Origin of the sequence: Nocardia rhamnosiphila NBRC 108938 (assembly GCF_000720425.1) — a bacterium.
Lineage (GTDB): Bacteria > Actinomycetota > Actinomycetes > Mycobacteriales > Mycobacteriaceae > Nocardia > Nocardia rhamnosiphila.
In genome coordinates this window covers 85296-103070 of the sequence record NZ_JOAJ01000008.1, presented here as the reverse complement: position 1 = coordinate 103070, position 17775 = coordinate 85296, and the positions used below count along the sequence as shown (strand labels likewise).

Annotated in this window: 19 protein-coding genes; 11 read left to right on the top strand and 8 right to left on the bottom strand. The window is 70.7% G+C overall.

Features of this window, described 5'->3' with window-relative positions; genetic code table 11:
- The first annotated feature begins 28 nt into the window (after positions 1-28).
- The 3 genes from IG75_RS0124845 to modB are packed head-to-tail and all read left to right on the top strand — an operon-like array spanning position 29 to position 2063.
- Entirely contained in the window at positions 29-427 is a 399-nt protein-coding gene (locus IG75_RS0124845; RefSeq protein ID WP_030524019.1) for a TOBE domain-containing protein, read from the top strand.
- Positions 428-429: 2 nt separating this feature from the next.
- Entirely contained in the window at positions 430-1227 is a 798-nt protein-coding gene (gene modA, locus IG75_RS0124840) for a molybdate ABC transporter substrate-binding protein (protein WP_030524020.1), read from the top strand.
- Between the two features lie 32 nt (positions 1228-1259).
- On the top strand, positions 1260-2063 hold the full coding sequence (gene modB / locus IG75_RS0124835) for a molybdate ABC transporter permease subunit (protein ID WP_030524021.1): 804 nt from the start codon (positions 1260-1262) through the stop codon (positions 2061-2063).
- A 113-nt stretch (positions 2064-2176) separates the two neighbouring features.
- On the opposite strand, the gene IG75_RS36575 is transcribed toward modB, so the two are convergent.
- Positions 2177-3283, bottom strand: coding sequence for an RNA-guided endonuclease InsQ/TnpB family protein (locus IG75_RS36575; RefSeq protein WP_245713217.1), 1107 nt, complete (start codon positions 3281-3283; stop codon positions 2177-2179).
- A 112-nt stretch (positions 3284-3395) separates the two neighbouring features.
- On the opposite strand from IG75_RS36575, the gene IG75_RS0124825 reads away from it, so the two are divergent.
- Positions 3396-4445 carry an ABC transporter ATP-binding protein gene (locus tag IG75_RS0124825; RefSeq protein WP_030524022.1) on the top strand — a complete coding sequence of 350 codons (1050 nt, stop codon included), beginning with the start codon at positions 3396-3398 and terminating at the stop codon, positions 4443-4445.
- 7 nt (positions 4446-4452) lie between these two features.
- On the opposite strand, the gene IG75_RS0124820 is transcribed toward IG75_RS0124825, so the two are convergent.
- Positions 4453-4863, bottom strand: coding sequence for a hypothetical protein (locus IG75_RS0124820; RefSeq protein WP_030524023.1), 411 nt, complete (start codon positions 4861-4863; stop codon positions 4453-4455).
- Between the two features lie 122 nt (positions 4864-4985).
- Between IG75_RS0124820 and IG75_RS0124815 the strand changes: the two genes are divergently transcribed.
- Complete coding sequence (locus IG75_RS0124815) at positions 4986-5816, top strand: helix-turn-helix domain-containing protein (RefSeq protein WP_030524024.1); 831 nt, start codon at positions 4986-4988, stop codon at positions 5814-5816.
- A gap of 170 nt (positions 5817-5986) precedes the next feature.
- Here IG75_RS0124815 and IG75_RS0124810 read toward each other — a convergent pair whose 3' ends face one another.
- From IG75_RS0124810 to cobC, 4 genes are all read right to left on the bottom strand, one after another.
- Complete coding sequence (locus IG75_RS0124810; RefSeq protein WP_030524025.1) at positions 5987-7141, bottom strand: bifunctional RNase H/acid phosphatase; 1155 nt, start codon at positions 7139-7141, stop codon at positions 5987-5989.
- Positions 7142-7188: 47 nt separating this feature from the next.
- The gene (locus IG75_RS0124805) at positions 7189-7926 is read right to left on the bottom strand and encodes a zinc ribbon domain-containing protein (RefSeq protein ID WP_030524026.1); all 738 of its coding nucleotides are present in this window, start codon (positions 7924-7926) and stop codon (positions 7189-7191) included.
- A gap of 115 nt (positions 7927-8041) precedes the next feature.
- Entirely contained in the window at positions 8042-9163 is a 1122-nt protein-coding gene (locus tag IG75_RS0124800) for a Nif3-like dinuclear metal center hexameric protein (protein WP_030524027.1), read from the bottom strand.
- Positions 9164-9261: 98 nt separating this feature from the next.
- On the bottom strand, positions 9262-10305 hold the full coding sequence (cobC, locus tag IG75_RS0124795) for an Rv2231c family histidinol phosphate aminotransferase CobC (RefSeq protein WP_030524028.1): 1044 nt from the start codon (positions 10303-10305) through the stop codon (positions 9262-9264).
- A 43-nt stretch (positions 10306-10348) separates the two neighbouring features.
- On the opposite strand from cobC, the gene IG75_RS0124790 reads away from it, so the two are divergent.
- Both IG75_RS0124790 and IG75_RS0124785 read left to right on the top strand, forming a co-directional pair.
- Positions 10349-10855 carry a low molecular weight protein-tyrosine-phosphatase gene (locus IG75_RS0124790; protein ID WP_030525982.1) on the top strand — a complete coding sequence of 169 codons (507 nt, stop codon included), beginning with the start codon at positions 10349-10351 and terminating at the stop codon, positions 10853-10855.
- A complete protein-coding gene (locus IG75_RS0124785) occupies positions 10855-11721 on the top strand; it encodes an SURF1 family cytochrome oxidase biogenesis protein (protein WP_030524030.1) in 867 nt (288 codons plus the stop codon). The genes IG75_RS0124790 and IG75_RS0124785 overlap by 1 nt, the downstream gene beginning before the upstream one ends.
- A gap of 246 nt (positions 11722-11967) precedes the next feature.
- Here IG75_RS0124785 and IG75_RS0124780 read toward each other — a convergent pair whose 3' ends face one another.
- Positions 11968-12933, bottom strand: a complete 966-nt coding sequence (locus IG75_RS0124780; RefSeq protein ID WP_030524031.1) for a cobalamin biosynthesis protein — start codon at positions 12931-12933, stop codon at positions 11968-11970.
- Between the two features lie 231 nt (positions 12934-13164).
- Here IG75_RS0124780 and sigJ point away from each other — a divergent pair, with 231 nt between their 5' ends.
- The 4 genes from sigJ to IG75_RS0124760 all read left to right on the top strand — a co-directional run bounded on the left by sigJ (position 13165) and on the right by IG75_RS0124760 (position 15729).
- Positions 13165-14097 (top strand): RNA polymerase sigma factor SigJ, encoded by a 933-nt coding sequence (gene sigJ, locus IG75_RS0124775; protein ID WP_030524032.1) that lies wholly within the window; start codon positions 13165-13167, stop codon positions 14095-14097.
- A gap of 72 nt (positions 14098-14169) precedes the next feature.
- Positions 14170-14685 carry a gamma carbonic anhydrase family protein gene (locus IG75_RS0124770; protein ID WP_030524033.1) on the top strand — a complete coding sequence of 172 codons (516 nt, stop codon included), beginning with the start codon at positions 14170-14172 and terminating at the stop codon, positions 14683-14685.
- Between the two features lie 175 nt (positions 14686-14860).
- Positions 14861-15046: a hypothetical protein gene (locus tag IG75_RS0124765; RefSeq protein WP_030524034.1), complete on the top strand. Its 186-nt coding sequence runs from the start codon at positions 14861-14863 to the stop codon at positions 15044-15046.
- Between the two features lie 65 nt (positions 15047-15111).
- A complete protein-coding gene (locus tag IG75_RS0124760) occupies positions 15112-15729 on the top strand; it encodes a TetR/AcrR family transcriptional regulator (RefSeq protein WP_030524035.1) in 618 nt (205 codons plus the stop codon).
- Positions 15730-15735: 6 nt separating this feature from the next.
- Here the strand turns inward: IG75_RS0124760 and IG75_RS0124755 are convergent, their stop codons facing one another.
- Positions 15736-17583: an Eco57I restriction-modification methylase domain-containing protein gene (locus IG75_RS0124755; RefSeq protein ID WP_036515198.1), complete on the bottom strand. Its 1848-nt coding sequence runs from the start codon at positions 17581-17583 to the stop codon at positions 15736-15738.
- Positions 17584-17775 lie beyond the last annotated feature (192 nt).

Genomic DNA, 17775 nt, shown 5'->3' with positions numbered 1-17775 from the left:
CCGCATCTCCGGCTATATACTCCACATTGTGACGTATCTGCGGATCAAGGAAGCCGCCGGGCTGCTCGGGGTCAGCGATGACACCGTGCGGCGCTGGATAGATCAGGGGCGGCTGCCCTCGATCCGGCTGGAGAACGGCCGCCAGGGTGTGCGGGGCCGGGATCTGGCCGAATTCGCGCGGCAGCACGCCGAGGCGCCCGAACCCGGGGTGACCGTGGCGGCCTCGGCCCGCAACCGGATGCGCGGCATCGTGACCCGGGTGGTCACCGATACCGTGATGGCGCAGGTGGAGATGCAGGCCGGGCCGTTCCGGCTGGTCTCCCTGCTGAGCCGGGAGTCGGTGGACGAACTCGGTATCGAGGTGGGCAGTGTGACGGTCGCGTCGGTGAAGTCGACGCATGTGGTGGTCGAGATCCCGGAAAGTTGACGATGACGACGACGGTAGGGCGCGTGGTACGCCGGCTGGCCCCGGCGGCCGTACTGATGACCGTGCTGGCGGGCTGCGCCGGCCAGGACTCCGGGGACGGCTCCGGCGGTTCGAGTGACGGGATCACCGGAACCGTCACCGTTTTCGCCGCGGCCTCGCTCACCGAAACCTTCACCACCCTGGGCGAGCAGTTCGAACAGGCCCATCCCGGGGTCGACGTGGTGTTCGGCTTCGGCGGCAGTTCGGCGCTGGCCGAACAGATCAGGCAGGGCGCACCGGCCGATGTGTTCGCCTCCGCCGCGCCGCGCAATATGGAGCAGGTGATCGAATCGGGCGATATCACCGCCGGGCCGGTCACCTTCGTCGGTAACCGGCTCGAGATAGCGGTGCCCGTCGGTAATCCGGGCAGTATCAGCGGACTCGCCGATTTCGGCCGTCCCGAACGGCGGATCGCGCTGTGTGCCGAACAGGTGCCCTGCGGTGCGGCCGCCGACAAGGTTTTCGCCGCGGCCGGTGTCACCCCGCAACCCGATACCCGCGAACCCGATGTGAAAGCCGTCCTGACCAAGGTGACGCTGGGTGAGGTCGACGCCGCGCTGGTGTACCGGACCGATGTCCGGGCCGCGGGTGACGAGGTCACCGGGATCGAGTTCCCGGAATCGGAGAAGGCGATCAACGACTATCCGATCGCGCCGGTGGCGCAGGCGCCCAACCCGGCCGCCGCCGCGGCGTTCGTCGAATTCGTTCTGTCACCGCAGGCGCGGACGGTCTTCACCGCGGCCGGTTTCGATACCCCGTGAGCGCCGGCCCGGTGCGGCGCCGGGCGACGGCACTGCGCCGGCGCCGGGCGGTCCGGGGCCGGCGGCCGATCGTCCTGGTCGTGCCCGCGCTGCTGGGGCTGGTGTTTCTGATCGTGCCGCTGGCCGGGCTGCTGGTGCGGGCACCGTGGCGTGATCTGCCCGAGCGGTTGGTCTCCGCGGAAGTGGGACAGGCGCTGCGTCTCTCGCTGGTGTGCGCGAGCCTGGCCACCGTGCTGTGCCTGGTGCTGGGTATCCCGCTGGCCTGGCTGCTGGCCCGCGGTGATCTGCCCGGCCGCGGACTGGTGCGAGCGCTGGTCACCGTCCCCCTGGTACTGCCACCGGTGGTCGGCGGGGTGGCGCTACTGCTGGTACTCGGCCGCCGCGGGCTCGTCGGCCGGTACCTCTACGACTGGTTCGGGGTGGCGCTGCCCTTCACCACCGCGGCGGTGGTGGTGGCGGAGGCGTTCGTGGCGATGCCGTTCCTGGTGATCTCGGTGGAGGGCGCGCTACGCGGGGCCGATCCACGCTACGAGGAGGCCGCGGCGACGCTGGGCGCCTCCCGCTGGCTGACCTTCCGCCGCGTGACGCTGCCCTCGATCCTGCCCGGTGTCGTGGCCGGGACGGTGCTCTGCTGGGCGCGGGCGCTGGGCGAATTCGGCGCCACCATCACGTTCGCCGGTAATTTCCCGGGCAAGACCACCACCATGCCGCTGGCGGTGTACCTGGCGCTGGAAACCGACCCGGCCGCGGCGATCGTGCTCAGTCTGGTGCTGCTGCTTGTTTCGGTGGTGGTGCTCGCCGCGCTCCGGGAACGCTGGCTGCGGGGCGTGCTTTGACTACACCCCGCATTGAAGACGGGGATTCTCGGACTCGCGTCCGGGAGTTCCTGTTTCACCGGCGATTGCCGAAGGGATGCCCCTTGCGGTCTGACATCGCCTCCGCAGGCGTTTTATGTCTCCGCCAGCCCGGCGGCGACAAGGATGTTCTTCGCAGCGTTGATATCCCGATCATGTCGGGTGCTGCAGTCCGGGCACGTCCAATGGCGTGTCCCGAGGCTGAGGGTGGCGAGCAGGTGTCCACACACCGAGCAGGTTTTGGTGCTGGGATACCAGCGACTGATCACCGTAAGCCGACGCCCGGCACGTTCGGTCTTGTATTCGAGCATCGACCGAAATTCGCCCCACGCCGCCTCGCTGATCGACTTTGCCAATCGACGGTTACGAACCATATTCCTGGTGGCAAGGCCCTCCATAGCGATCGTGTCGAAGCGTCGCACGAGTTCGGTGCTGGTTTTGTGCAGGAAGTCACGGCGGGCATCACGCACACGGCGGTATTTTCTCGCCACCTTCTGCCGCTGCTTGGCGCGGTTGGCGGACCCCTTCTGCATGCGGGCGAGGCGTCGTTGCTGCCGTCGCAGTCCACGTTCATGGCGGGCCATATGGCGAGGGTTGGCGATCTTCTCCCCGGTGGAAAGGACTGCAAAGTCTTTGATTCCGAGGTCGACACCGACCGACTCGCCAACACTGGGCAGTGGGGCGGGGTCGTCCATATCGATGGCGAATGTCACGAACCAGCGACCGTTCGATTCGCGGGAAACGATCACCATCGTCGGATCGAGAGCGCCGAGGTCGGTACCCGGCCACGACCACGCCACGCGCAGCGGCGTAATCGTTTTCGCCAGCCACAGCGCCCCGTCCTTGATGCGGAACGCGGAACGGGTGAAATGCGCGGACTGGCGGCCGTGTCGGTTTTTGAATCGCGGGTACCGGGCGTTGCCTTTGAAGAAGGCAGCAAAGGCCGCGTGCTGGTGTCGCAGGGCTTGCTGCAGCGGCACCGACGACACTTCAGACAGGAACACCAGCTCTTCGGTTTTCTTCCATTCCGACAGGGCGGCGTCGGTTTCCCGATAGGAGGTGGGTTTCCGTTCGGTGGTGTAGCGGCGTTGCCGGTCGGCGAGAGTCTTGTTCCACACGAGGCGTACACACCCGAACGTGCGACGCAGTATCGCCGCTTGTTCGGCGTCCGGGTAGGCCCGAACCTTGTACGCTGTCCTCATGGAATATTTTTACAGGAAGTAAGGTTGTGTGTAAACGTAAAGCACCTAAAGCGCCCACAGCACATGCCATTCCAGCCAGTCAGGAGGGACGGATCAAGATAGCGGTCCCCCGGTGGCGCTGACGGCCGAACTGCGGGTGACCCGCGGCGATTTCTCCCTCGACCTGGACCTGCGACTCGCCCTGGGCGAGGTCGTCGCCCTACTCGGCCCCAACGGCGCCGGGAAGACCACCGCCGTGCGCGCCCTGGCCGGACTCACCTCGCTCACAGCCGGATCGATCCGGCTCGACGACCGGATATGGGATGCGCCGCCCGGAGCCTTCGTGCCGCCCGAACGCCGTTCGGTCGGTGTGGTGTTCCAGGACTATCTACTTTTCGCCCACCTCGACGCACTGGATAATGTGGCCTTCGGCCTGCGGGCGCGCGGCGTGCGGAGGGCCGCCGCCCGCGAGCGGGCCACGCACTGGCTGGACCGGGTGGGGCTGGCCGAGTACGCGCACGCCCAGCCCCGGACCCTGTCCGGTGGTCAGGCCCAGCGGGTCGCGCTGGCCCGCGCCCTGGCCGTCGAACCGGAACTGCTGCTGCTGGACGAGCCGCTGGCGGCACTGGACGCGGCGACCCGGGTGCGGGTGCGTTCCGAACTGGCCCACCATCTCGGCGACTATCCCGGCCATACCCTGCTGGTCACCCACGACCCACTCGATGCGATGGTGCTCGCGGACCGGCTCGTCATCGTGGAGGGCGGGGTGGTGGTCCAGCAGGGGCCGCCCGGTGACGTGGCCCGGCGGCCCCGCTCCGACTATGTCGCGGACCTGGTGGGACTCAATCTGTTCCGGGGAACCGCGGCGGGGACCCTGGTCCGGCTCGCCGGCGGCGGCGAGCTCACCGTCGCCGAACCGGCCACCGGCCCGGTGCATCTCACCTTCGCGCCGTCCGCGGTCGGCCTGCATCCCCAGCGGCCCGCCGGCAGTCCGCGCAACACCTGGCCGGTGACGGTGGCCGGTCTCGAACAGCACGCCCACACGGTGCGGGTCCGGCTCGACGGGGCGATTCCGGCGCTGGCCGATATCACCCCCGCCACCGTGGCGGACCTGCGTATCCGGCCGGGATCGGAGCTGTGGGCGGCACTGAAGGCCACCGAGATCCACTGTTATCCGGCCTGATCCGCGGTCAGCCGGTGATCCGCCGCAGACCGGCGTACTCCAGCGCCGCGAACGCCGCGACGACGATCGCGCCGATCAGGACGAACGCCACGCCGGCGCCGGTGAGCTCGAGCAGGCCGGAGAACGGCAGGGCGAGCAGCCCGAGCACACAGAGCGAGTTGAACGCGACCACCCCCGTCGCATGCCGCGGCGAGATAACCGGGTAACCGGCGATGAGCAGCAGAACCAGCGCGCCACCGAGCATGGCGACACCGAACGGGACCGACCACGAGGTCGGGAAGCCCAGGGGGTCTTGCAGCGGTACGGCGCCGGCGAGCATCAGGACACCGAAGGCCCCGGTGCCCCAGCCGTCGAGGCGCAGCGTGCGGCGCAGCAGGTCGTCGGAAGTCGCGGGCGCGGACAGGGTCGCGGTGGTCATGATCGTCTGCCTCTCGGATCAGCACTGACGGTTGCGTCTCCGACTGTGCCGCGGGACGGTCAGCGGTTCAATGACCTCCGAGGTCATGGCCACCGCGTCCCGGCCCCCGATACGCTCACGATATGGAGGTATGTGCGGATGGGAGCCCGTCGCGGGTCGGTGCCCTGGTGCGGGAATGGCGGCAACGGCGGCGACTGAGCCAGCTGGATCTGGCGCTGGCGGCGGGTACCTCGGCCCGGCATCTGTCGTGTGTGGAGACCGGACGCTCGGCGCCGAGCCGGGAGATGGTGCTGCGCCTGTCACAGACGCTGGATGTGCCCCTGCGGGAACGCAATACGCTGCTGGTCGCCGCCGGATTCGCGCCTGCCTACCAGGAGAGCAGTCTCGACGACGCCCATCTCGCCTCGGCGCGGGCTGCCCTGGAGCATATGCTCGCCGCCCACGAGCCCTATCCGGCGGTAGCGGTCGACCGCTGGTGGGACGTGGTCACCGCCAATTCGGCACTGGCGGTACTCACCGACGGCGTGCCCTTGCGCCTGCTGGCCGACCGGCCGAACGTCTATCGGCTGGTCCTGCATCCCGAAGGCCTCGCCGGCCGGCTCGCCAATCCCCGCCAGGTGCGCGAACAGTTGCTGGAGCGGCTGGCCCGGCAGGCCGGCACCACCGGCGACCCCCGGTTACGCGACCTCTACGACGAGGTCAGTGCCTATCCGCCGGTCTACTCCGACCTCGAGGCGACGGACGGTACCGATTCCGGCCCGTTCCAGGTCCCGATCCGGGTGCGCACGCCGCACGGTGAGCTCTCGTTGTTCGGCACCATGGCCACCTTCGGCGCGCCCGCGGACGTGACGCTGTCGGAGCTGGCGGTCGAATTCTTCTATCCCCTCGACGAGTTCACGGCGCGGTTCCTCCGGAACCGTGCCGGCGCACTCACCGCCGAGGCTCTCCACTGAAGGGTGCGATGAGATCGCGAGCACACCGCGCTGACCATTACCTCGACCCAGCGGAATCCCCCGCCGACCAGAGCGTGGGTCCGCCTCGTGACCCTCCGGGCCGGTTACATCAACTGCGCGCACGCGCCGCTGCGCTAGCGGCCGACACCCGGGCCGATCCGCCGAGCGGCTCAGAGATAGCTCCTATCGTTGACCAGCCGCACCGACGAACCGCCGTCCGGATAGAACTCCGCGAGCGACAGCGACGCCAGGTCCAGGTGCAGGCGGTAGAGCAGCGACGGGCCGACTCCCAGCGCCAGCTGCAGCAGCGTTTTGATCGGCGTCACATGGCTGACCACGACGACATTCGCCCCAGGATACCGCGCGACGAGATCGCGGCGCACCGCCTCCACCCGTTCCCGGACCGCGTCGAAGCTTTCGCCGCCGGGGGCCGGTAGCGACGGATCGCCCAGCCAGCGGGCATGCAGCTCCGGATTCCGTTCGGCGGCTTCCCGGAAGGTCAGCCCTTCCCACTCACCGAAGTCGGTTTCGGTGAGACCGTCGACGACCCGTACCTCGATACCCAGCGCCGCGCCGGCCGCCTCGGCGGTTTCCCGGGCCCGGCCCAGCGGGGAGGTCACGATCGCGGCGATATCGCCCTTGGCGGCCAGCATTTTCGCTGCCCGGGCCGCCTGTTCCCGGCCCACGGCGGTCAGCGGCGGATTGCCGCGACCGGAATAGCGCCGCTGAACCGACAATTCGGTCTGGCCGTGCCGGAGGAGCAGCAGCCTGGTCGGGCGGCCGGCCGCACCGGTCCAGCCCGGGCCGGGTCCGGCCAGGCGGGCCGACGCGCTCTGCGAATCCGCGGCCGGATCGGCGACCTCGGCGGATGGCGCGGTAGCGGACGGGTCGGCCGCGTGTACCTCCTCGACCAGCTTGCCGTCGTCCATGGCCTCGTTGGCCAGCCGGTCGGCATGGGAGTTCTCCGCACGCGGAATCCAGCGGTAGCTCACCTGATCGAAGTCCGCCGCCAGCCGGCGCGCCCGATCGGCGAGGGGAATCAGCGCCGCGTGCTTGACCTTCCAGCGACCCGACATCTGCTCGACCACGAGTTTGGAGTCCATCCGCACCGCGACCACCCGGGCACCGAGTTCGGCGGCCGCTTCCAGTCCGGCGATCAGACCGCGGTACTCCGCGACATTGTTGGTCGTGACGCCCAGGGCCTCCCGGCGTTCGGCGAGCACCCCCACCCGGTCCGCGTCGAACACCACCGCCCCGTAACCGGCCGGGCCCGGGTTGCCCCGGGATCCCCCGTCGGCCTCGACGATGACCTCGCGCACGCTCATTTCGGCCTCCCGCTCCCGCTACTCGGACTCCGCGTTCCGGTGCGGTCTCACAATCCGGATTCTTTGGTCCGCACCAGCACCGCACCGCATTCCGGACAGCGCACCACCTGATCGGGCGCGGTTTTCGTGATCCGGGCGATCTCGCCGCGGTCCAGTTCGATCCGGCAGGCTCCGCAGCGCCGGGCCTGCAGCAGTGCCGCGCCGATACCGTGCGCGGCGCGCTGCCGGTCGTAGACGGCCAGCAGGTCCTCCGGGAACACGCCGACCAGTTTCGCGCGATCGGTTTCGCAGCGCTGCTGGGCGACGTCGAGATCGGCGACTGCCTCGTCGCGGCGGCCGCGGGCGGCAGCGAGTTCGGTCTCGGTGCGGTCCAGCCGGGCACCGGCGTGCTCATGGTCGGCGGCGGAGGCCTCGCGGCGTTCCATCACCTCGAGCAGATCGTCCTCGAGCACCGATCGGCGCCGTTCCAGGCTCGCCAGCTCGTGCTGCAGTTCGGACAGCTGTTTCGCCCCGACCGAACCCGCCTCCAGGACGCCCCGGTCACGGTCCTCGCGTTTGCGGACGGCCTCGATCTCACCCTCGAGCTTGCGGATATCGCGGTCGAGATCGTCCAGCACGATCTCCACGGCCACGGCCGCGTCCTTGTGCGTGTTGCGTTCGGCCTCGAACCGGTCGACCTCCTGCTGTTCGGGGAGGACGCTGCGCCGGTGCGCGATCCGGGTCAGTTCGGTGTCGACCTCGGCGAGACGCAGCAGTTTGGCCTGGATCGATGGTTCGACATTCAACGCGAACGAACTCCCTGCACGCTGTGGACGGATAAGAACGTCCACCGTACTCCGCGCGGCGGCAGCGGTGTCGCGGACGGGTCCGAACCCGCCGCCGCGTTCCTGGGCGCCGCGGTCAGCCGCCGCAACCGACCGTCCACGGATCGGTGCGCACGGTGGAAACCCGCGTCTCCAGGTCCGGGAGGCCGTCCCGGACCACCGCGGCGGCCTGCGCGCACCAGGGGAACTCGGTCGCCCAGTGGGCCGCGTCGATCAGCGCGGGACCCGACCGGCGCAGATGCTCGTCGGCGGGGTGGTGGCGCAGGTCGGCGGTGAGGTACGCGTCGACGCCGCGGCGGGTGGCGGTATCGAGCAGGGAGTCACCGGCCCCACCACAGACGGCCACGGTGCGCAGTACCCGGTCGGGGTCGCCGGCGGCCCGCACTCCCCAGGTCGTCGCCGGCAGGGCGGCGGCGGCGCGGGCGGTGAACTCGCGCAGCGTCAGCGGTTCGGCGAGCGTACCGATCCGGCCCAGGCCCTGATGTCCGGTGAGCGCGGCCCGTTCGGTCACGTGGTAGGCGGGCTCCTCGTAGGGGTGCGCCGACCGCAGTGCCGCGAGTACCGCGGCCCGGGCGCCGGCGGGGGCGACCACCTCCAGCCGGTCCTCGGCCACCCGGGCCAGTTCGCCGACCGCGCCGACCGCCGGGTTCGCGCCGTCCAGCGGCCGGAACTGACCGGTCCCCGTGACCCGCCAGGCGGCCTCCCGATAGTCCCCGGAGCCACCCGCACCCGCGGCGAACAGCGCCGCCAGCACCGCGTCGGCCTGCTCCGGGGGCACCTGCACGGTCCATTTGTCCACCGCCGCCACCGGTTTCGGGTCCAGCGGGCCCGTCACCGTCAGACCGAGGACCGCGGCCAAGGCATCGGAGACACCGGGGTCGGCCGAATCGGCGTTCGTATGCGCGGTGAACAGGGCGCAGCCCGCACGGATCAGCCGATGCACCAGCGCGCCCTTGGGCCGGTCGGCCGAGACACTGTCGACACCTCGCAGCAGCAGCGGATGGTGGGCCACCACCGCCTGGGCGCCCCACTGCACCGCCTCGTCCACCACGGCGGCGGTGACATCGACGGCGAACAGCACCCGCCGCACGACCTCCGCGGGATCCCCGCAGACCAGGCCCACCGAATCCCACGGTTCGGCCAGCCGCGGCGGGTAGGCCGTCTCCAGCGTCGCAACGAGTTCGGCAAGGGTGGCCACGGCACACCTTTCTCTCGGGAGCTCTCGGGTGAGTCGGCGACAATCATGTCGCGCGCACGCGGGTCCGGCGCGGTGGGCCCGCTTACCGGCACCGGACGCTAGACCAGACGTCCCGCGTTTCCCAGCGCCGCCACCAGCCGTTCGACATCGGCCGGGGGCCGGACGGCCACCCGCATATGCTCCGGCCCCAGGCCCGGGAAGGTATCGCCGCGCCGCACCGCGATCCCGTGCCGGCGCAGATATTCGCGCAGGATCTCCCCGTGTTCCACCTCGAGCAGCAGGAACGGCGCGTCCGCCGGGGTCTGCACAGCCACCCCGGCGCCGAGCAGGCGCTCGATCATCGCCGCGCGCTCCCCGCCGATCTCCAGCGCCCGCGCCGCGCTCTCCGCGAGGGCACGCGGCGCGGCGGTGGCGGCGATCGCGGCGAGCTGCAGCGTGCCCACCGGCCAGTGCGCCCGGCCCCGGACCAATTGCCGCAGCAGCTCGGGTGCCCCGAGCAGGTAGCCGCATCGCAACCCGGCCAGCGCCCAGGTCTTGGTGAGGCTGCGCAGGACCAGCAGCCCCTCTCCCGCCTCTCCGGCCAGCGACTCCGTTTCCCCGGGCACCGCGTCCATGAAGGCCTCGTCCACCACCACGACCCGCCCCGGGCGCAGCAGCGCACGCACCACGTCGGCCGGGTGCAGAACGGAGGTCGGGTTGGTGGGGTTACCGAGCACGACCAGGTCCGCTTCTTCCGGGACCAGAGTGGGGTCCAGGACGTAGGGCGGTTCCAGCAGCACCCGGTGCACCGGGACACCGGCCTCACGCAGGGCGAGTTCGGGCTCGGTGAACGAGGGATGCACCACCGCCGCCAGCCGGGGTGACAGCCGCGGCAGCAGCGCGAACCCCTCCGCCCCACCGGCCAGGGGCAGCACCTGATCGGCCGCGAGCCCGTGCCGGGCCGCCACGACTTCCCGGGCGTGCCGCTCGTCGGCGGCGGCCGGGTACCGGCCGAGCGAGTCCAGGGCGGCGACCAGCCGGTCGCGTAGCCAGCGCGGGGGCGCGGTGCCCTGGACGTTCACCGCGAAATCGAGCAGACCCGGCTGGGCTTCCACATCACCGTGATGACGCAGCCCGGCGAAATCGACATGTTCGGTGAGCATGAGACGCACCCTACGTGGCGCGCGGGCGAGTCGACCCGCCAGAATGGCTGTCGTGGGTGAGCTGCACATATCGTTCGTCTGTACCGGCAACATCTGCCGATCGCCGATGGCGGAGAAGATTCTGCTGGCGCATCTGTCCCGGGCCGGGCTCGGCGACCGGGTACGGGTCAGCAGTGCGGGTACCCACGACTGGCACACCGGGGCCGACGCCGACCCGCGCACCACCGCGACCCTGCACCGCCACGGCTACCCCACCGGGCACCGGGCCGCCGGGTTCGGTGCCGACCACGCCGACGCCGACCTCGTCGTCGCCATGACCACCGAACACGACCGCAACCTGGCCGTCCGGGGGATCCCGCTCGAACGCCGCCGCCTGCTGCGCAGTTTCGATCCGCACGCCGACGGCGCCGACGTACCGGATCCGTACTACGGCGACACCGCCGGATTCGAGCTCGTCCGCGAGCAGATCGAGGCCGCGGTCCCGGGCCTGCTGGCATGGGTCCACGCCGCGCTCGCCGCCAGAGCGCCGGTGACCGGCGGTGCGGCCTGATGCGCCGCCTCGCCTTCCTGCTGCGTCCCGGCTGGCTGATCCTGGCCGCGGTGGTGGTCGCGTTCGCGTATCTGTGTTTCACCGTGCTGGCCCCCTGGCAGCTCGGCAAGAACGAGTCCACCTCCGAGCGCAACCAGCTGATCGCCGATTCGGTGCACGCCGATCCGGTGGCGGTCACCGAGATTCTCGACGGCACGGCCGCGGACGCGGCCACGGAATGGCGGAAGGTCTTCGCCGAGGGCACCTACGTACCCGATTCGACCGTGCTGGTCCGCCTGCGGCATCTCGACGGCGCACCCGGTTTCGGTGTGCTGTCCGCGTTCACCCTCACCGACGGCCGCACCCTGCTCGTGGACCGCGGTCTGGTGGCGGCGGTCGACGGCTCGCAGCCACCGCCGATCGACCCCCCACCGTCCGGCGTGCAGCGTGTCGAGGGCCGGATCCGGGTCTCGGAGAACGTCGACCCGCAGCGCGCACCCGCCGTCCAGGACGGCGTCCCGCACGTCTATTCCATCGACGTCCCGCAGGAGACCACGGTCCTGGGGCTCCCGCTGACCCCGCTCCCGGTCGGTGAGCGCGGCTCCTACCTACAGCTGTCGCAGGACCAGCCGGGCGCGTTCACCCCGGTACCGCTGCCCCAGCTCGACGCCGGGCCCTACCTCTCCTACGGGTTGCAGTGGCTGGCGTTCGGCATCATGGCGCCGCTGGGTCTGGGTTATTTCGCCTGGGCCGAGATCCGCGAACGTCGTAAGCAGCGACCCGCGGCGAAGACCGCACCCGATCCCGGCGAGCCGCGGAGCCCGGACCCCGAACCGGCCACCACCGAGGCCCGACTGGCCGACCGGTACGGCCGCACCCGCCCCTGAATGTCGCGGCGCAGCGGCTACCTGCATATATCGGCCGCAGCCGAGTGCACGACGACTCGCCGAGGCCGTGCCGGGTCCGCGCCGCGATGCGTCCTGATCGACGGTGTGAGCAGAACCCACACCCCCACCCATCCGGCTTTCGGCGGCGCGGGTGTGCGGTGCTGCCCCGCGACCGGAGTCCGCTCCCGGAACCCCCGCGCCTCGACCCGCTCGCGGCGACTCGCACCCGCTGGTCGAACGTGCGAACTACCCGGCCAGAGCCCGGGTGCGACGAGCGCGCCTCCACTCCCGTAGTCCCGCGCTCGCCACCGCGACCGCCGCCGCCGATACCACCGCCGCGTACTGCACCAGCTCGGACAACCGCACCGCGCGCCGCAGATCGCCGACCGTGGGCGCCGGCCCCGCACCCAGCTCCGGCCGCTGCTCGACCCCGTGCGGGTATTCGGTCCGCCCACCGAGGCGCACCCCGAGCGCCCCCGCCGCCGCCGCTTCCACCACCCCGGCATTCGGGCTCGGATGCTTTCCGGCATCCCGTCGCCAGGTCCGGAGGACCGTGCCGGGCCGGCCGCCGACCAGCGGCGCCACCAGCGCGGTGAGCAGCCCGGTCGCCCGGGCGGGCAGCAGGTTCGCCAGATCGTCCACGCGGGCGGCCGCCCACCCGAACCGCCGGTAGCGCGGGTTGCGATAGCCGATCATGGCATCGAGGGTGTTCACGGCCCGATACCCCAGTAGTCCGGGAACACCGGCCACCGCGCCCCACAGCAGCGGCGCGACCGCGGCGTCGGAGGTGTTCTCGGCGATCGATTCCAGGGCCGCCCGGGCCAGCCCGGCCGCGTCCAGCGCCGCCGGATCGCGTCCGCACAGAGCGGGCAGCAGTTCGCGGGCGGCGGCGAGATCTCCGGCGTCGAGCCGGTCGGCCATCAGCTGTCCGGTCCGGGCCAGGCTGCGGCCCCCGAGCACCGTCCAGGTCGCCGCCGCCACCGGTACGGCGCCGCCCCGGCGCAACGCCGCGCCCAGACCCACCACCGACCCCACCAGCAGCAGTTCGTGCACCACCCCCGCCCGGCGATGGTCGGCATAGGTCACCGTCTCCACCGACGCGGCCACCATCCCGAACCCCGCCACCGGATGCCCGCGCCGCGGGTCCCCGACCGCCCGATCGATGGCGAACCCGATCAGCAGACCCGCCGCGGTCGAAACACCTCTGCGCACCGGGTGAGCGTATCCAGCACCGGCCGGCCGCCCGTGCCGGGGACGACCGGGGCCCGCATTCCCACGAACGGTACGGCCGCACCGGCAGAGCAGCCGGTGCGGCCGGATACGGTCGTCACCACACCACCGTCGGCGACCGGGCCGCACCGATGTCACAGCTCGGGCGCGCCCGTCGTCGACTCGGCGAGACCATTGCCCGCCCGCCGGGCATCGACCGAACGGGGAACCGCAGTGACCGACCGAGAAGAACCCGCCGAGCTGGCCCGGCGTTTCGAAGAACTGCGCCCGTACCTGCGCCGCCTCGCCTACAGCACCCTCGGCAGTCTCAGCGACGCCGACGATGTGGTGCAGGAGGCGTGGCTGCGACTGCAGCGGCAGCAGGAGGCCGGCGGCGCGCCCATCGACAATCTGCAGGCGTGGCTGACCACGGTCACCGGCCGCCTGGCCCTCGATCAGCTCGGGTCGGCGCGGATGCGGCGCGAACAGTACGTGGGTGAGTGGCTACCCGAACCCACCGTGACCGACTGGGAGGATCCCGCGGATCGGATCTCTCAGGACGAGCGGGTCACCATGGCGCTGCTGGTGGTCCTGGAATCGCTTTCCCCGGCCGAACGCACCGCGTTCGTCCTGCAGGACGTGTTCGGGATGTCGGGCCCGGAGGTCGCCGAGGTGGTGGGTCGCACCCCCGCGGCGGTCCGGCAGCTCGCCTCACGCGCCCGCAAACGGGTCGAGGACGGGACTCCGCGCTTCCCGGCATCCCCGGACGAACAGGAGAAGGTGGTCTCGGCCTTCGCGGTGGCCTGGCGGTCCGGCGATATGAGCGCGCTGCTCGGCGTGCTCGACGACCGGGTGACCCTCACCGCCGACGGTGGCGGCAAGGTACCTGCCATTCGTAAACCGGTCGCGGGTGCCGAGATCATCGCCAAGATGCTGCTCGGCTGGTACAACGTCCCGGCCGCGGCGGGCGGCTGGGGCCGGGCCATCGAGGTCAACGGTATGCCCGGGCTGCTGGTGTTCGACGGTCAGCACCACGGGGTGTTCTCCTTCACCGTCGACGACGGCCGGATCACCGCCATCCATGTCGTCCGCAATCCGGACAAGTTGCGTGACCTGCCCGCCGATGCCGGGCCCGAATGGATTCTGCGTGACTCCGGGGAGAACTGAGGCCGCGCCGCCGGCGCCACACGGTCTCCACCGCCTCGCCGGTCGCCGGAACGGGCGGGTTAGGTTGCGTATATGAGGATCGAAGTCAGTGGCCACCGGCCCGAGATAGATGAGACCGCGTGGATCGCCCCCACTGCGAATGTGATCGGCCGGGTGAAGCTCGGGGCCCAGGTCAGCATTTGGTACAACGCCGTCCTCCGCGGTGACACCGAACTGATCACCGTCGGGGAACGCAGCAATATCCAGGACGGCTGCGTACTGCACGCCGACCCGGGCTTCCCGGCGACCGTGGGCGCCGGGGTCTCGGTCGGGCACAACGCGATCCTGCACGGATGCACGGTCGAGGACGACTGTCTGATCGGGATGGGCGCGACCGTGTTGAACGGCGCGGTGATCGGCCGGGGCAGCCTGATCGCGGCCAATGCGCTGATCCCCGAGGGCGCGCAGATTCCGCCGGGTTCGCTGGTGGCCGGTGTGCCCGGCAAGGTCCGCCGTGAACTCACCGCGGAGCAGCAGCGCGGGGTGGAGCTCAATGCCATGGTGTATCTGCACCATATGTCCGAGCACCGGTCGGCGAAAGAGATCTGAGCGCGGCCGCCACCCGGACACGTTATTGGACAAGCGTCCAGTAGGTGACTGTTACCATGGAACAACGTATCCGGGGAGACGGGTTGACCCGAAACCCGCTGTCCTGCAAGGTGTCGGCGTTTCGGGCGACCCGTCCAGGTGGGCACGGCGACGTGCCCGGCAGGAGGTATGACGGGTGGCGTGCGAGCAGTCCGAGACGCGCCGGTCGGCCGGGCGGGTGAGCGTGGCGGATATCGCCGCGCAACCAGGAGGTATCGAGGCGCTGCGGCGCAGAGTCCATGAACTGCGTTCCAGAGGAGTCGATTTCGCGGCCAACGCGATCGAACACGAGATGGCCGAACTCGATCTGCCGCGGGAGTGATACCCGGCACGAAAACAACGCGCAGGTCACCCGCTGCATCCGGTGTCGGATAAGGTGTGAGGACCATGTCGCCCGTACCGCCGATTCTGCAACGCATCCTGGCCGAGCCACCCGCCGACAGCGGGAAAGTGCTCGACAGCGCGCTCTCGGCGTTCCTGGATTTCGGCATCAAACGCACCAGCATGGGCGAGATCGCCCGCCGCGCCGGTATCAGTCCCGCCACCCTCTACCGCCGCTTCGAATCCAAGAACGACCTGGTCGAAGCGGTCACCGTCCGGGAGGCGCAGCGTTTCGTCACCAAGATCGACAACCGGGTGCGCACGGTGGCCGGCTCCGAGGATCAGCTCGTGGAGATCTTCGTCGCCTTCATCTCCGCTATCGCCGGCAACCCGCTGCTGATCCGGCTACTGCGCACCGAACCCGATCTCGTACTGCCCCGGCTCACCACCGAAGCCGGCCCGATCCTGGCTGTCGGCCGCACCTATCTGGCCGCGAAACTGCGGGAACTGCACGACAGCGGCAACGATTTCGACCCGGACCTGGTCGCCGAAATCATGGCTCGCCTGGCGCTGTCGCTGGCACTCACACCCGATGGTCTGATCCCCATCCAGGACGAGGCCGCCGGCCGCGAATTCGCCCGCCGCACCCTGCTGCCCATGGTCGCCTGGCACAGCCCGAGCTGATCCGGGTCACCACGCGAACGCCCGGTTCACCAGCTCGTCCAATTCCGCCTGCCCCGCCACGCCGGACTCCGGTTCCGCGGCCAGTTCCCGCACCCGGCGCACGATCGCGAGCGCGGCCGGGGTCCCCGGATCCGGGAGCGGCAACCGGGACACGTACTGGGTGATCCAGCGCCGCCGTCCCGAATAGAGCCGGTTACCGCAGACCGCGTCGTAATAGCGCAGTCCCAGCGACGAGTTCGCGACACCCATCATCAGGCAGGCCATATTCTCGGCGCCGGCGTCGCCGCCCAGGTCTGCCAGCGAAATCCAGTAGCAGTCACCGTTGACCACCGCGCCGGATCGGTCCAGCGCGAAACGGGCCCGGTCGCTGATATCCGGGAACACCACCTTGGGAGTCCGCCACAGATGCGGCCGCTGCGGCACCCAGTGTTCGAACCATTCACGGCCCGCCCCGGTGAGATAACCTCGCGCCGCCAAGACCTCCCGGTGCTGCTCCAGATAGGCCGCGGTCCGCGGATACCGCGCCAGGTCCACCGGCACCCGGCGTGTCCGCGTGAGGTCGTACGGATACAGCACCCGGGTCCGGCGGATCCGATCGATCCGCCACGGCCGCAGATCGTGATGGGTGATGAGGTCGCGCAGCAGCTCCGGTTCGGCCGCCGGATCACCCCAGTGCGCCGCGATGAAAACCTTGTCCGCATTGGTCTTGATCCCCACCCGGATACGTCCCAGGTCCCCGAAGGTGCGCCACATCCGCTCGGTGACCCCGCGCAACCAGTCGTCGTGCCCCACCCGCGACATCCGCCACCCCACCGACGCCGCCGCCGCACCGGACTCGGTGGCCAGCTCCCCCACCGTCACCGCGAACCGGCGGCCCTGCCGCCACACCATCGCGTCGGTGGTTCCGCTCAGGGCCGCGAACAGTTCCCGCTCTTCGTGCGCGGTCCCCGCACCGGAGTCCGATCCGCGGGCATGCCTTACGTCCCGAGCACCCACCGCGCGGCCGGCCGGGCTCGGGCCCGCTCCCCGCCGCTGCGGAGCCGGACGGGCAGGACCGCGCCCGAGCGACCCCGAAGTCGCCGGGCCCGAAGTCGCCGGGCCCGAGGTTGCCGGGTCCGCGGGTTCCGGGTCCGGCGCATTCCCGGCCTCCTCCTCGTAGACCGAGACGTACCGGCACTCCCCTCGCGCCGCGCCGCGCACGGCGATCGTCACAGCCGGCAGTACCGCCGCCTCGAACAGCTTGGTATCGCCCAGGTCGTACAGCTCCACCGGCGTCAGATCCGCCAGCAGCAGGGCCCGCAGATTCGCTCCCGCCTTCGTGGTCAGGAACCGGTTCGCGCACAACAGACCCAGCACCCCGCCCGGAGCCATCAGCCGCGGCAGCGCCGCGACGAACGGATGCGTCAAATCGATACGCCCCCGCAATCCGAACTGCCCCCGGAGGGCCTGCGCCGCCGCCCCACCCAACTGCTGAGTCCGGACATACGGCGGATTGGCGATCACCGCGTCGAACGATTCGGCCGGCAGCCCCGCGCAGTCGGCCAGGAAATCGGATTGCCGCCATTCGGCCTCCACCCCCGACCCCGCCGCCCGCAGCCGCGCCAGGGCCAAACCCGCCGGATCCAGGTCGTACCCCACCAGCTCCACCGGCGCCCCCGGCAGCCGTCCGGCCAACGCGTCCCGGATTGCGAACAACAGCTCCCCGGATCCACAGGCCGGATCCAGCACCCGCACCGGCCCGGCCGAGCCGATCCGCGCGGCCACCCGGCCGGCCAGGAACCCCGCAAGCGTCGCGGGCGTGTAATGCCGACCATGACGTTTGCGCTCGCGAGCCCCCGCTCCATCGCGTCCCATCTGCGCATTGTCGTCGACCGAACCCCCCGGCCAGACCCTTTCGGAGGAAGTGTCCCCTGTGGGCGGAGGCTTCCCGCGCAGACCTCACCCACCCCCGAGTAGGTCCACATATCGACCCGGCCGTCGAACCCCGACGCAACCCCATGCGTCGAGTTCTGCGAGACACCTCAAAGGGTTGAGGCCCGTCTCGCC